At 40.3% G+C, this 14,392-nt stretch carries 11 protein-coding genes and 1 riboswitch; of the genes, 9 read left to right on the top strand and 2 right to left on the bottom strand.

Features of this window, described 5'->3' with window-relative positions; translation table 11 throughout:
- Window positions 1-393 precede the first annotated feature (393 nt).
- The 3 genes from MKZ10_RS14990 (at window position 394) to MKZ10_RS14980 (ending at window position 3,018) form a co-directional block, all read left to right on the top strand.
- Window positions 394-1,149: an NRDE family protein gene (locus tag MKZ10_RS14990; protein WP_342505741.1), complete on the top strand. Its 756-nt coding sequence runs from the start codon at window positions 394-396 to the stop codon at window positions 1,147-1,149.
- Between the two features lie 136 nt (window positions 1,150-1,285).
- Complete coding sequence (locus tag MKZ10_RS14985) at window positions 1,286-1,456, top strand: hypothetical protein (protein ID WP_342505740.1); 171 nt, start codon at window positions 1,286-1,288, stop codon at window positions 1,454-1,456.
- 98 nt (window positions 1,457-1,554) lie between these two features.
- A complete protein-coding gene (locus MKZ10_RS14980; RefSeq protein WP_342505739.1) occupies window positions 1,555-3,018 on the top strand; it encodes a DEAD/DEAH box helicase in 1,464 nt (487 codons plus the stop codon).
- 119 nt (window positions 3,019-3,137) lie between these two features.
- Here the strand turns inward: MKZ10_RS14980 and metE are convergent, their stop codons facing one another.
- Window positions 3,138-5,432, bottom strand: a complete 2,295-nt coding sequence (gene metE, locus MKZ10_RS14975) for a 5-methyltetrahydropteroyltriglutamate--homocysteine S-methyltransferase (protein ID WP_342505738.1) — start codon at window positions 5,430-5,432, stop codon at window positions 3,138-3,140.
- Window positions 5,433-5,574: 142 nt separating this feature from the next.
- Window positions 5,575-5,723: riboswitch (cobalamin riboswitch) on the bottom strand.
- Between the two features lie 438 nt (window positions 5,724-6,161).
- On the opposite strand from metE, the gene MKZ10_RS14970 reads away from it, so the two are divergent.
- The 3 genes from MKZ10_RS14970 (at window position 6,162) to MKZ10_RS14960 (ending at window position 9,295) form a co-directional block, all read left to right on the top strand.
- Entirely contained in the window at window positions 6,162-7,157 is a 996-nt protein-coding gene (locus MKZ10_RS14970) for an ABC transporter substrate-binding protein (protein WP_342505737.1), read from the top strand.
- A gap of 75 nt (window positions 7,158-7,232) precedes the next feature.
- Window positions 7,233-8,093: a proline/glycine betaine ABC transporter permease gene (locus tag MKZ10_RS14965; protein ID WP_342505736.1), complete on the top strand. Its 861-nt coding sequence runs from the start codon at window positions 7,233-7,235 to the stop codon at window positions 8,091-8,093.
- Complete coding sequence (locus MKZ10_RS14960) at window positions 8,090-9,295, top strand: glycine betaine/L-proline ABC transporter ATP-binding protein (RefSeq protein WP_342505735.1); 1,206 nt, start codon at window positions 8,090-8,092, stop codon at window positions 9,293-9,295. The genes MKZ10_RS14965 and MKZ10_RS14960 overlap by 4 nt, the downstream gene beginning before the upstream one ends.
- Before the next feature lie 418 nt (window positions 9,296-9,713).
- Here the strand turns inward: MKZ10_RS14960 and MKZ10_RS14955 are convergent, their stop codons facing one another.
- Entirely contained in the window at window positions 9,714-10,193 is a 480-nt protein-coding gene (locus MKZ10_RS14955) for a VanZ family protein (RefSeq protein ID WP_342505734.1), read from the bottom strand.
- A 141-nt stretch (window positions 10,194-10,334) separates the two neighbouring features.
- Between MKZ10_RS14955 and MKZ10_RS14950 the strand changes: the two genes are divergently transcribed.
- From MKZ10_RS14950 to MKZ10_RS14940, 3 genes are all read left to right on the top strand, one after another.
- Window positions 10,335-11,762 carry a PTS mannitol transporter subunit IICBA gene (locus MKZ10_RS14950; protein ID WP_342505733.1) on the top strand — a complete coding sequence of 476 codons (1,428 nt, stop codon included), beginning with the start codon at window positions 10,335-10,337 and terminating at the stop codon, window positions 11,760-11,762.
- A gap of 84 nt (window positions 11,763-11,846) precedes the next feature.
- Window positions 11,847-13,937 (top strand): BglG family transcription antiterminator, encoded by a 2,091-nt coding sequence (locus tag MKZ10_RS14945; protein WP_342505732.1) that lies wholly within the window; start codon window positions 11,847-11,849, stop codon window positions 13,935-13,937.
- A gap of 16 nt (window positions 13,938-13,953) precedes the next feature.
- Window positions 13,954-14,391 carry a PTS sugar transporter subunit IIA gene (locus tag MKZ10_RS14940; protein ID WP_342505731.1) on the top strand — a complete coding sequence of 146 codons (438 nt, stop codon included), beginning with the start codon at window positions 13,954-13,956 and terminating at the stop codon, window positions 14,389-14,391.
- Window position 14,392 lies beyond the last annotated feature (1 nt).

Raw genomic sequence — 14,392 nt, 5'->3', positions numbered from 1 at the left:
CATCATAGGTGGGGGATACAGTCCAAAGTGTGATTTTAATCACACTATTTCGCTTGTCAAAAATTGTTCATACTTGAAGCTCTTTACTAAGGGAAATGATGAACGATTCGTGAATAAAGGGAGTTGTCACAAAATATTCAAATAGGAAGAAGGAAATCAATTACGCCTTAGCGTAATTGCGTCGGGATTTTGAATTGAGCTTGAGGCCAGCACGATGCTGGTCATGCAACCGTGCCACAGGATGTGGCGGTCTTAGGTTGCCTTCCTCTTCCTTCACTCCTGTCAAAATCCCTGACATCCGCCGCGCCGGAGGCTTTATCTGATTTCAGCCGGGTTTTTCTGCTGAAATCAGATAAAACAGGAATATATACGACTAAGGAAGGACGTGTAATCATGTGTCTGATTAATCTTAATTACGGTGAACACCCAACCTACAAATTGATTGTTGCGGCGAATCGGGATGAGTCCTATGATCGCCCAACTGCTCAAGCTGACTTTTGGGAAGAGAATCCCGACGTATTGGCAGGACGAGATTTAGTACATAATGGAACATGGCTTGGTATTACGAAGTCCGGTCGCTTTGCAGCATTGACAAATTACCGTGATCCTGCAGAATTTGGTATAGAAAAACAATCGCGTGGTGATATTGTGAAGGATTTTTTGATGGAAAACATTTCACCTGTTGAGTTTTTGGAAACATTACAGAATCATAGCAATGAGTATGCGGGTTTTAATTTAATTGTCGGCGATTTAGATGGATTGTTCTATTTTTCTAATAAACAAGAGGGAATCAAAGAGATTCCAAAGGGAACACATAGCTTGAGTAATGAATTTCTTAATACGCCTTGGCCGAAAGTGAAAAAGGGTAAGGGGAGACTTCGTAATTATGTGCAGCAACATGAAGTGGTTGAAACAGATGCGCTATTTGCTATTTTACGCGATACGGAAATTGCTTCAGACGAGCTGTTACCAGATACAGGTGTGGGATTGGACCTTGAACGACAGCTTTCTCCACTTTTTATCAAAACCACGAATTATGGAACACGTTGCTCGACTGTAGTTCTAGTCGGTCATGATGGTAGTATCACCTTTGTGGAACGGACATTTTCAAAAGGTTTGCTGGTGGACGAAGTGAAATTCGTTATTTGATTATACATACAATGTTGAAATGATAGGTTCTATAGACAAAGAAATATGTCAAAATATAATGTTTTACTTTTAGTATTAATATCAGGGATTATGCCATATTAAAAGGGAGCAGGATTGTGACAAAGGAGGTTTTATTGTGGGAAGAAAAGAGGATAAACATAGCTCGACGGCTCCACGGAAAAAAACAGGTAAGATGAAAGAAGAAATTTCTCTTGAGTTAGCTGAGCTAGACAATCTAAATCCTAAACAAGAGCCGATGACGCAAAATGACCGGCAGAAAAGTGAAACGGAAAGGACATATAAATAGATCCTTTAAGGATAAGTTGTTGTCTTCGGGCAGCAGCTTATTTTTGTGCAAAATCATAATAATCTCTATACTAACGTATATAGCCTGTTCATGGGATAATGTACGGAGAATGTGAGGTAGATACAATGTCATTTCAAAATTATCGATTAAGTAATGAAATTATACGAGCGCTAGATGGGCTTGGCTATTCGTCCCCAACAGAGGTACAGGAGAAAGTGCTTCCTGCGGCGTTAGACCGTACGGATTTGGTCGTCAAATCGCAGACGGGGAGTGGGAAGACCGCGGCGTTTGGTATTCCGATTTGTGAAATGGTCAATTGGGATGAAAATAAGCCACAGGCGCTTATTTTAACACCGACACGTGAGTTGGCTGATCAAGTTAAGGAGGATATTACGAATATTGGACGTTTTAAGCGAGTGAAAGCAGCTGCTGTCTATGGCAAGTCTCCTATTGCTTATCAGAAGGAAGAGTTGAAGCAGAAGTGTCACGTCGTTGTGGGGACACCTGGGCGTGTATTGGATCATATTGAGCGAGGGACATTGGTGCTTGAGAAAATTGGTTATCTTGTATTAGATGAAGCGGATGAAATGTTGAATATGGGCTTTATTGACCAAGTTGAAGCGATTATTAATCATTTGCCGAAAAATAGAACGACGATGCTATTTTCTGCGACACTTCCCGAGAAGATAGCGGCGTTAAGTAGTAAATATATGGACAATCCGAAAAAAATTGAGATTGCGTCGACGGTTACATTAACAGACCAAATTGACCATTCGGTAATTATTGTTAGAGAGCAGCAGAAGTTTGATTTGTTGCGTGATGTGACGGTTGTTGAAAATCCAGATAGCTGTATCATCTTTTGCCGAACGAAGGATCAAGTAGATGGGGTTACTGAACAACTTGAGAAGTTCTTTTACACATGCGATAAACTGCATGGTGGCATGATGCAGGAAGATCGTTTTGCGGTGATGGATGCATTTAAGCGTGGAGAATTCCGGTATTTGATTGCGACAGATGTTGCCGCACGCGGGATTGATATTGATAGTATTACACATGTCATTAACTATGATATTCCATTGGAGAATGAAAGTTATGTCCACCGCGTTGGGAGAACAGGACGAGCTGGTAAAAGAGGGAAGGCAATTTCCTTTGTTACACCTCATGAAGATAAATTCTTAGCGGACATTGAAGCTTATATCGGCTTTGAGATTTCGCAACGAAATGCGCCATCTAAGCAAGCTGTTGAGGCTGCCAAGGATGCATTCATTGAAAAAATGGAGCAATTGCCTAAGCTGAAAAGAGATAAAAGTGAACTTGTGAGTAAAGATATTATGAAGTTGTACTTTAATGGCGGTAAAAAGAAAAAACTGCGGGCATTTGACTTTGTCGGTACGATTACTAATATCCCGGGTGTAACGGGCGAAGATATTGGTATTATTAAAATCCAGGATACGGAGACGTATGTTGATATTTTAAATGGCAAGGGCAAGCTCGTGTTAGATGCAATGCGAACGACGACGGTGAAGGGCAAGTTATTGAAGGTGCATAAGGCGAATAAGTGATAATTAGCTAAAAAGCCAGCTATCCTTCCATTTCAAGTTTGAAATGGGGGAAAGCTGGCTTTTCTGTGTGAGTTTATGAAAAGACAAGCGATTTTGCAGAATTACACGCGATTCACCAATTACTTCTGTAAAACAGCATAGCGTTCGCGCATTTTATTCGTCGCAAGGACCATGTTTTTCAACGCGGCAATTGTTTCTTCATACTTCCTTGTTTTCAGGCCACAGTCTGGGTTAATCCAGAATTGACTTGGTTCCAGTACGCCGAGTCCTTGTTCGATGACGTCGACCATTTCTTGGACTTCAGGAACTCGTGGACTATGGATATCATAGACGCCAAGACCGATGCCTTTATCGTATGAGAAGTCGTTGAAGGCGGAAACGAGATCACCGTGGCTTCGTGATGTTTCAATAGAAATAACGTCTGCATCAAGTCCGCTGATGGAGTCGATGAAGTCATTGAATTCACAGTAGCACATATGCGTATGAATTTGCGTTGTATCTTGTACGGACGCTGTTGCTAGTCTGAATGCGTTGATAGCCCATTCTAGATAGTCACTCCACTCCGATTTTTTAAGTGGCAAGCCTTCACGCAGAGCAGGTTCGTCGACTTGAATGATGTGGATACCGGCAGCCTCCAGTGCTTCAACCTCTTTACGCAATGCAAGCGCAATCTGATACGTGACGTCTTTCCGTGAAATATCGTCGCGTACAAATGACCAATTCAAAATAGTGACAGGCCCTGTCAGCATTCCCTTCATCGGTTTGTCCGTCAAGGATTGAGCATAGACTGATTCCTCCACTGTCATCGGATCGATGAATGTCACATCACCGTAAATAACTGGTGGTTTAACACAGCGAGAGCCATAGGAAACGACCCAAGCCTTTTCAGTGAAGACAAAGCCGCCCAATTTCTCTCCGAAATACTCAACCATATCTGTCCGTTCGAATTCACCGTGAACGAAGACATCCAGTCCAATATCCTCTTGAATATCAATCCACTGTTTGATTTCATCACGTACGAAATCGCGATATTGTGCATCTGTTGATTCACCTTTACGCCATTTTGTCCGTGCGCGACGAACTTCTGGTGTTTGCGGGAAGCTACCAATTGTGGTTGTCGGTAGCAGAGGCAAATTGAATGTTTCTCGTTGTTTGTCGCGACGTTCCTTAAATGGAGAATTTCGTTTACTATCTTGTTCTCCGATGTTTTGTACGGATGCCAACAAATCAGGGTGATTTCTTGCAGGCAAGTCCGCAAGATTTTGACGGGCAGTTATACTTTCTACCACTGCATCAGTAATAGCTTGCTTACCTTCACGTACGCCTTTTGCTAGTGTTGTGACCTCCACAAGTTTTTCATCTGCAAAAGCGAGCGCAGCTTTAATCGTTGCGTCTAGCTTTACCTCAGATTGTACCGTGACGGGAACGTGAAGTAGACTGCTTGAAGACTGTACCCAAATGCGATCCACTGGCACAAGTTGTGTTAATGTATCGAGTAATGCTACTTTTTCCCGCAAATCAGCACGCCAGATATTGCGTCCATCGATTAAACCAGCCGCAAGTACTTTATCCGCCGGGAATCCGTGTGCTTGCAAATGTTCAAGGTTTTTCTCAGCACCTTGTGCAAAGTCAAGGCCAATCCCTGCAACAGGAAGGGCAACAACCTCTTCATAATGCTCAATGGCCTCAAAATATGTTTGTAATAGAATGTTGGCATTTGGAGCTTCGACGCTTAGTTGTTTGTAAATTTCAGTAACTGTTTGAATATCTTCTTTCGTTAGAGATGTGGAAAGAATAGGTTCTTCAAGCTGAATCCATTGCGCTCCTGCCTCTGCTAATTCGTTCAAAATTCGGCTATATAGAGGAACTAATTGCAAAATGAACGCTGGAATATCTTTTTTCGCATAGCCTTTTGATAGCTTTAAAAACGTATACGGTCCGATTAAGACAGGTTTACCGTCAATGTCTAATTTTTCTTTCGCCTCCAGATAGGCAGTAAGGGGTTTGTTCTCTGTTAATACTAGTTTTTTCTTGCTATATTCAGGAACGATATAATGGTAGTTCGCATTAAACCATTTAGTCATTTCTGAGGCAACAGCCCCATCATTACCACGTGCAATGGAGAAATACGTTGCAAGCGATACATCACCGCCAGACCAGTTAAAGCGTTCAGGAATCATACCAAACATGACAGCCGTATCGAGCATCCTATCGTACAAAGTGAAATCACCGACAGCAATAAGGTCGATTCCTGCGTCTTTTTGTTTTTGAAGACGTTCTAGACGAAGTTTTTCAATTTCCTCGAGGAATAGACCTTCCTCCAATTTCCCAGCCCAAAAGGCTTCGAGTGCTTTTTTCCATTCTCTATTGCCCCCGATATAGGGGTATCCAACCGTACTACTGACAATTGACAAATCGTTTCGTCTCCTCTTTTTGTGAAGTAACGAAGTGTTTAAATAAGGAAACAAAAAAACACTTCTAACGAAGGTTAGAAATGTTTACGCAGAATATAAATAGAGATGCGTTGTCATCCTAACACTCCCTATCGACCGTAGGGTAGAGCGTCGCAAAAAAGGCAGTTATCTGGCTTCAGCAAATTTACTGTTACAGTGGCGGGACCGCGCCGGATTATGGTTTCACCGGCTTCACTTTTAAGATCTGACAAAAGCATGTGTTATCAGACCACCTATTTCTATTGCTTTACTATGGAATTGTCGATGTATTCAAAGTTATCACGTATCTACTGTTCTGTCAAACTGAATACAAAGGATTGTCAAATGTTCCGAATGTATGAAAAACAATCAAGGTATCAACAAGTTAGGTGGCAAGTTGGCAGGTATGATTCTACAATAAATTTATATCTATGTTTCCCTTTTTGTATAAATATATTAAATGATTCACTCGTAAATTTAACTATTTTTATAATGATTTTAACTGTATTATTGCCAGCAAATTGCCGATGTGGGTTTGCAATGACTTGGAAACTCCTGTATTATTAAAAACTATAAATTAGACAGATAGATTTTTTTGAGGTTTCCCTATTCAGTTTTGGGGGAATAGGAGCCACGATAAACCAAACAGTTAGGGGGAAGTATGTTTATAACGTCTAATTTAAAAAAGATGAAAAGGGGTAACAATTTCTAATGAAAAAAATTACGATCTTTCTCTCAATTTGTATGCTTTTAATTCTTTCCGCGTGTAGTGGGGAGACAAGTAAAGACAGTATTAAAGTAATCCAATTTGCTGATGCCGGTTGGGATAGCATTCGTGTCCACAATAGTATTGCCCAACTCATTGTTGAGGAAGGCTATGGTTATGACACAGAAGTAACAAGTGGTACGACGGCTGCAACAGTTCAGTCATTGGAGAAAGGGGATATTAATGTCTATATGGAATTATGGACAGATAATATCAAAGAAGTTTATGAGGCAGCAATTGAAAAAGGAAATATTGTTAATGTCTCTACTAACTTCGCCGACAATTCACAGGGGTTATACGTACCGACATATGTCATTGAAGGGGATGCAGAAAGAGGGATTGAGCCAATCGCACCGGATTTAAAAACGGTTGAAGATTTAGCGAAGTATCCCGAAATTTTCCAAGATCCAGAAGATAAAAGTAAAGGACGTATTATTGGTGCTCCCTCTAGTTGGACGGTTAGTGAACATCTAGAAACGAAGTTGCAAACGTACGGCTTGGATGAGCAGTATAATTATTTGGCACCAGGATCAGATTCTGCAATTGTGGCATCACTAGTAGGTGCTTACAAAGAAGGTGAACCATGGATAGGGTATTATTGGTCTCCGACGTGGGTGACTGCAAGTTACGACTTAACATTACTTGCTGATAATCCATATGATGAAACTGTTTGGGAAGAAACTAAGGGAACTGAATTCCCACCTAATGATGTTGTGATTGCAGTCCATAAGGATTTCCCAACTCAGGCGAAGGATGTTGTTGACTTCTTAAGTAATTATGAAACAAGCAATGAATTGACTGAGCAGGCACTTGACTACATGAATGAAGCTGACGCTGAACCTGCAGAGGCGGCTAAATGGTGGATGCAAGAACATGAAGAGATTTGGATAACGTGGGTACCAAGTGACGTAGCTGAAAAAGTGAAAAAAGCTTTACAGTAATAATACTTTATCCAATTTACCCAACGAAAAAAGAAAGAGGTGAGGAAGCGGCTGTCTGTTGAACAGTCCAAACTTATGATTGAATTTCCCAATATACGCATACCGATCGGTAATGGTGTGGAAAAGTTCATAGATTTTTTAGCACAAAACTTTAGTGCATTTTTCGACTTCGTTTTTGTCATTGCTTCAACTACAATTAAGGGGCTTGAATCGGCACTTCTTTCAATTCCGTGGTGGGTATTTATCATCATCATTTTTGTATTGGGATGGTATTTTACTTCTATATACGGGGGACTACTATTCTCCTTTTTTATTTTCCTTATTGGTACATTTGATTTGTGGCCAGAAACAATGACTACCATATCAATTGTGTTAATCTCCGTATTGCTCTCCCTTGCAATTGGTATACCACTGGGCATTTTGACTGCCTTCAGTAAAGTGATGTCTGCTTTTATGCGTCCGATATTAGATGCGATGCAGACCATGCCAAGTTTTGTTTATTTGATCCCTGTTATTTTCTTTTTTCCGTTAGGAAATGTACCAGCAGTGATTGCAACAATTATTTACGCACTTCCCCCTGTCATTCGCTTGACGGAGTTAGGAATTCGTAATGTCGATGAGGAAGTGGTGGAATCCGCTCAATCTTTTGGTTCTTCGACAATGCAAATGCTAGTTAAGGTGCAATTACCGCAAGCGCTTCCAACAATTATGGCAGGCATTAACCAAACGACAATGATGGCTTTAGCAATGGCAGTTGTTGGGTCGATGGTAGGTGCACAAGGACTCGGTGAACGAGTACTCTATGCCATTAATCGAATTGATATTTCACTGGGTTTTGAAGCGGGAATTAGTATTGTTTTCTTAGCTATTATTATTGACCGCATTACCGGTGGAATAGCTGAGCGCCTTCAGAGAAATAGGAGGAATGCAGCATGACCGTTAAAGTGAAAGTTGAAAAAGTCTCAAAGATTTTTGGATCGAGACCTAAACGAGTAATTCCTTTAATTGAGGCAGGGGTCTCAAAGGAACAAATATTGGCAGACACAGGCCATACTGTTGGAGTTTATGATGCTTCGATGGAAATTATGGAAGGTGAAACATTTGTCATTATGGGACTGTCGGGAAGTGGAAAATCGACCCTAATTCGCTGTCTAAATTTATTGAATAAGCCAACATCTGGAGCCATTTATGTAGATGGTGAAAATGTTGCGGATTATAACAAACAGCAGTTGAAATATTATCGTCAGAAAAAAATTGCGATGGTATTTCAGCACTTCGGATTATTTAGTCATCGGACTGTTTTAGAAAATATTGAGTATGGATTAGAAATAAGAGGAATTGACAAAACAGAACGTCGACAAATTGCGCAGAAACATTTAGAAACAGTGGGGCTAAAGGGATACGAGCATCAATACCCAGAAGAATTATCTGGAGGGATGCGCCAGCGTGTTGGCATTGCAAGAGCGTTGGCAAATGACCCAGACATTTTATTGATGGATGAACCATTTAGTGCACTTGACCCTCTTATACGTCGTGAAATGCAGTTGGAGTTACTCGATATTCAAAATAGGCTACAAAAAACGATTATTTTCATCACTCACGATGTGAATGAAGCATTTAAAATTGGTGATCGTGTTGCTGTGATGAAAGATGGAAAAGTTGAACAGATTGGTACACCTGAAGAAATCTTAGAAAGTCCAGCAAATGATTATATTTCGCAGTTTATAAGAGATATCGATCGCTCAAAAATTTTACAAGCCAATCATATTATGGTGAAGCCTTATGGTTTGGTTTCGTTAAAAGACGGGTTAAATATGGCGATAAAAGTCATGCGCGAAAATGGAATCTCCAGTGTTTTTGTGACGGATCGGAAACGTCAGTTGCATGGTTTGGTAACAATTGACCAAGCGATCGATGGGTTAAAAGAAAAAAAGACATTGCAAGATGTCATGTTTAAAGAAGTAAAAACAGTTAGCCCAGATGATTATGTCCAAGATATTATTCCGTTTGTATTGGATTCAAAATATCCACTTGTTGTTGTTAATGAAGACAATCAGATAGCAGGAATCATTTTGCGGGTTCATGTTTTAGCAAGTTTGATTAGTGATAGTGTGGACGATTTTGATACAAGTCAATAATCAATAGTAAAAATCGGCTAGGGAATAGTTATTATTCCTTAGCCAATTTTTTTCTTTGCACGTTTTACGCGGTGTCCCTATTTTACTTTTAGCAAGCCCTATAAGAAAGTGACGTTTCCAGAAATAACAATAGAAAAGACCATGGTGAAGGGCTTCAGCAGCCAAAATTGAATCTTTGGCTGCCTTCTCCAGTTAAGAAGCACTCTATTTCCTCGTCCCAAAAAGCATTTGCACTTCACGTATCTACGTTTTTGGAGAGCGATGGATGAACGACCACCATACGATTACCGGCAAAAATGTATAGGGATGCGATGAAGTCGCATCTCTATACATAAAGAACGGTTATTGTAATAGAAGTCCGTTCAATCCCAAAGCGGTCAAAAACGTCCATCAACAGAGCACCTTGAATTTAATTCAGTTATTTTTTAATTGATCGACAGGCGAGATGTTTAAGAATCCTAGAATAGTGTAATAGGATAAGGAACGTTACTGCGCCCGCCATATCGAGCATGACATCTTGGGTGGAGGCAGTTCGACCAGCTGTTAAGGATTGGTGGATTTCATCAGTGATGGCAATAAGAAGTGTGAGAAAGGCAGCCATTACTTTTCGAAATTTCCACTTAGGTAGTACGGCATGAATCAAGAGGGCCAGTAAGCCGAAAGAGAAGAAATGAGTACTTTTTCGAATTAAAAATTCAACAAAAGCATAATACCCACGTTCTTCAATAGAAACACTTATGCCCCAGTAAGGAATATCTAATTTCATAAGTAAAGATTCCAACGGTTTTCCAGGTAACCATTTCTCAAGTTCTACCACAAGAGACTGTTGCTCATAGGTCTGTTCGGATGACATAAACAAAATAGTAAGAAGGACTAATAGGAGTATTATTTTTCGCATATAAAAACAGTAGCACACCAACTTTAGTCATGGCAACAATGAAGGTGACAGAATAGGGTTTACATTAGATTGATTATAGAATGAAAACGCTTTATTGTTATTATTAATACCACATCAATGGGGAGAAGGGAGTTAGTAACTATGACAAACGAACAACAAGGTTCAGGTTTCAAAGTTAAGGTTCAGCGTTTCGGAAGTTTCTTAAGCGGCATGATCATGCCGAATATCGGTGCATTTATTGCTTGGGGTATCATTACGGCATTATTTATTCCAACAGGTTGGATTCCTAACGAAAGCTTTGGAGAACTCGTAGGACCGATGATCAATTATTTACTACCAATTTTAATTGGGTTTACAGGTGGACGTCTCGTCTATGATATCCGTGGGGGTGTCGTTGGTGCAATTGTCACAATGGGGGTTATTGTTGGGGCAGAGATTCCAATGTTCCTCGGTGCAATGATTGTAGGACCTTTAGGTGGATGGGCGATCAAGTCGTTTGATAAACTAGTTGAAGGAAAAATTAAGTCAGGCTTTGAAATGCTTGTCAATAACTTTTCATCAGGAATTATTGGTTTCCTTTTAGCACTGGTTGCTTTTAAAGGAATCGGACCGGTAGTAGAGGCGTTAAATAAAGCGCTTGGATCAGGTGTGCAAGTAATTGTCGATGCTAATCTATTACCATTTGCAAGTATATTGGTTGAACCAGCAAAAGTACTATTTTTAAATAATGCTATTAACCATGGTGTGTTAAGTCCACTTGGTCTTGAGCAAGCTGCAGAAACTGGTAAATCGATTCTCTTCCTATTAGAGGCAAACCCAGGACCTGGTTTTGGGATATTGCTTGCCTATATGATTTTTGGTAAAGGAATGGCGAAGCAAACGGCATCAGGAGCAGGAATCATTCATTTCCTTGGGGGGATTCACGAAATTTACTTCCCGTACATTTTAATGAGACCATTGCTATTAGTTGCTGCAATTGCAGGTGGCGCAACTGGCGTCTTTACACTTCAGTTATTGGGTGGAGGCTTGGTTGCCACTGCATCGCCAGGTAGTATATTCGCAATCCTCGCTATGACGCCAAAAGGTAGCTTTGCAGCTGTTATCGCAGGCGTGTTCTTTGCAACACTCGTATCATTTGTTGTCGCTTCTATTATCCTGAAAACAGGTAAACAAACTGATGAGGATGAGTTGGCAAAAGCAACAGAAAAAACATCTGTACTAAAAGGCAAAGAAAGCCACGCAGCTGGCCTGCTAAACCAATCAGTTGGAGGAGCAGTTCAGGAAGCATCACTTGCGAATGTCAAAGGCATTATTTTTGCCTGCGACGCAGGAATGGGTTCTAGTGCGATGGGTGCAGGGATTTTACGCAATAAAGTCAAGAAAGCTGGTATTGATGTGGCCGTTACAAATATGGCGATTGCTAATTTACCGGCAGATGCGGAAGTTATCATTACGCATAAAGATTTAACTGATCGGGCGAAAGAAAAAGCACCAAACGCCTACCATGTATCAGTAGAAAACTTTTTAAATAGCCCGAAATACGATGAGTTACTTGAGAAGTTAGGATAATAATAAGGAACAGCAAAACTCGGCCTAATTATGGGCTGAGTTTTGCTAATGGTAAGAATATGCAGCATCAATGGGGTGTTTACGATGTATATTTCAGCTCGTGAAAAAGCAATCATTGAGATGTTGATCGACAGGCAGCAAGAAGTGACTATCAAAGAGTTATCTGAGGACATCGACGTAAGCTCACGGACGATTCATCGTGATTTGGATAGAATCGAAGAGCTTTTACAAAGCTCTCATCTTGAATTGTCGCGAAAAGCTGGGGTAGGTATTCAGATAATAGGCACTCAGCAAAATAAGGAAGCCTTAAAAAAAGAGCTTAACGCGTTTACTTTTCGAGAATATACAGTAGATGAAAGACAAACGATGATACTCTGTATATTGTTCGAATCGTCCGAACCCGTAAAGCTTTTTGCTCTTGCCAATGAATTGAGAGTCACAATTGCAACGATTAGTTCGGATTTACTGAAGTTAGAGGAGCTAGTGAAGCCATTTGAACTATCGATTGTTAAAAGAAGGGGCTACGGTATTGAAATAAGTGGATCAGAAAAAGCGAAACGAAGGGCAATGAGCTATCTTATTGCCAAAACACTAAAGGAAGATGAGTTTTTATCGCTTATTAAAGAGCGTATCGAGAAAAATTCTGTCAGTCAGGAAAATTCCATCTCAGAACGATTATTGCATCTTGTCGATCGGGAAAAGTTATTAATTATCGAGAATGTTATGCAAGACTTACAGCGAGTTCTACCATTTCCCATAACGGATAGTGCGTATGTCGGCCTGCTTGTTCACCTAGCGTTGGCGATTGAGCGGATACTAGTAGGTGAAAATATTGAGATGGATCAGATGTATTTACAGCAGTTAAAAATGGAACCGGAATTTGACATTGCACAAGAAATTATTGAAAAAATGGCAGTCCGTTTTCAAATTGACATACCAGTAGCTGAAATTGGTTATATAACGATGCATCTTCAGGGCGCTAAACTTCGTCATCATAAAGGGGAGTTACTTGAAGCATCCAATTTGCAAACAGTCATGCAAGCGAATAAATTGATGCACATCATTGAAGAGGCAACAGGTTTCGAATTGATGAACGATGAGCCTCTTTTGGAAGGGCTTGTCGCGCATTTAAAACCGGCAATTTATCGTGTCCGACAAAACATGGGCATTACGAACCCGTTATTGTCGAGTATTCGCAAGGATTATGAGGATTTGTTTCAGCTCGTTAAAGAGGCAGTGGAAAAAGTGTTCCCGGAGTTACAAATTCCTGATGAGGAAATCGGCTTCTTAGTTATGCACTTCGGATCTGCCCTGCTTAGTTCGAAAGGAGATAGGGATTTAAAAGCATACGTTGTTTGTTCGAGTGGTATCGGAACTTCAAAAATGCTTATATCTCGACTTCAACGTGAAATTCCTGAAATTGTTGAAACTAAAAACGTTTCTTTATTCGAATTGAAAGAGCTTCAAATTGCGGATAGGGATTTGGTTCTTTCTACGATTTACTTGCATGACTTCCCGAGAGAGTATATGATTGTAAGCCCGTTTATGACGGCAGAAGAAATTAAGAAAGTACAGCTATATGCGAGAAGACAGATGCTGATAAAAAAAGTGACTCCTCCATCGATGGAAAGTGATTCAACCATTGAGGAAATCATGGGAAATATGAGCAATATTCACTTATATACAGGGGCAGCGTCTACATTATTGTCGAATTTTTATCTGTCATCTTATTCAGAAACAATGACTGCAAAACAGTGCATACGTGAAGTCTGTATTGAATTAGAAGAGCAGGAGATCCTAGTAGAAGCTGAAATGATTGCAGATGCCTTATTTGAAAGAGAAGCAATTGGTGGAATCGGTATTCCAGGCACAAAACTCGCTTTGTTCCATACGCGTCACGAACATGTGTTGAAGCCCTCATTCACGATGCATTCACTTCAAAAGCCGGTTACTTTAAAAGCAATGGACGGGACGGATATTGAAGTGGACCAGTTATTACTTTTGCTGTCTCCCGATCCCTATCATGGCCCTGGTTTGGAAGCACTTAGTTTAATTAGTACAATGATTATTGAAAATGAAAAAAGTATTGAGTTATTTGAAACTGGTGAGGAAATAGCTATTCATACGTATATAGCTAAAAAATTTGAACAGTTTATGCATGAAAAAACAAACTAATCGAGGAGCGTTTACAATGACTTTATCTATTTTATCAGCTGACAATATTGTGTTAAATAAAGAGCTTACAACAAAGGAGGAGGCAATTCGTTTCACAGGACAAATCCTTGTTGAAAGGGGCTATGTTGAACCAAGTTATGTAGAAAAAATGTTGGAACGCGAAGCGATGACATCGACGTATATGGGTAATTTTGTAGCAATCCCTCACGGAACAGATGATGCGAAGGAGCAAGTGAAGACATCGGGAATTGCCATTATTCAGGTACCAGAGGGTGTTGACTTTGGAGATGGTAATATCGCGAAATTGATCTTTGGTATTGCCGGTAAAGGCGATGAGCATTTGGACATTCTTTCGAACATTGCAATCGTTGTTTCTGATGAGGAGAATGTAGAAGCCATTGTCAAAGCAACTTCAAAAGAAGATATTCTGTCGTTCTTTGAAGGAGTGAACTAAT

Source organism: Sporosarcina sp. FSL K6-2383 (genome assembly GCF_038618305.1).
Classification (GTDB): Bacteria; Bacillota; Bacilli; order Bacillales_A; family Planococcaceae; genus Sporosarcina.
The sequence above is the reverse complement of the archived record's forward strand: the minus strand, read 5'-3'. Positions and strand labels throughout refer to the sequence as shown.

Excerpts from the sequence above, each read along its gene's own strand:
- MKZ10_RS14990 (WP_342505741.1), top strand. The coding sequence starts at position 394 with ATGTGTCTGATTAATCTTAATTACGGTGAACACCCAACCTACAAATTG.
- MKZ10_RS14980 (WP_342505739.1), top strand. The coding sequence starts at position 1,555 with ATGTACGGAGAATGTGAGGTAGATACAATGTCATTTCAAAATTATCGA.
- MKZ10_RS14970 (WP_342505737.1), top strand. The coding sequence starts at position 6,162 with ATGAAAAAAATTACGATCTTTCTCTCAATTTGTATGCTTTTAATTCTT.
- MKZ10_RS14965 (WP_342505736.1), top strand. The coding sequence starts at position 7,233 with ATGATTGAATTTCCCAATATACGCATACCGATCGGTAATGGTGTGGAA.
- MKZ10_RS14960 (WP_342505735.1), top strand. The coding sequence starts at position 8,090 with ATGACCGTTAAAGTGAAAGTTGAAAAAGTCTCAAAGATTTTTGGATCG.
- MKZ10_RS14955 (WP_342505734.1), bottom strand. The coding sequence starts at position 10,193 with ATGCGAAAAATAATACTCCTATTAGTCCTTCTTACTATTTTGTTTATG.
- MKZ10_RS14950 (WP_342505733.1), top strand. The coding sequence starts at position 10,335 with ATGACAAACGAACAACAAGGTTCAGGTTTCAAAGTTAAGGTTCAGCGT.
- MKZ10_RS14945 (WP_342505732.1), top strand. The coding sequence starts at position 11,847 with ATGTATATTTCAGCTCGTGAAAAAGCAATCATTGAGATGTTGATCGAC.
- MKZ10_RS14940 (WP_342505731.1), top strand. The coding sequence starts at position 13,954 with ATGACTTTATCTATTTTATCAGCTGACAATATTGTGTTAAATAAAGAG.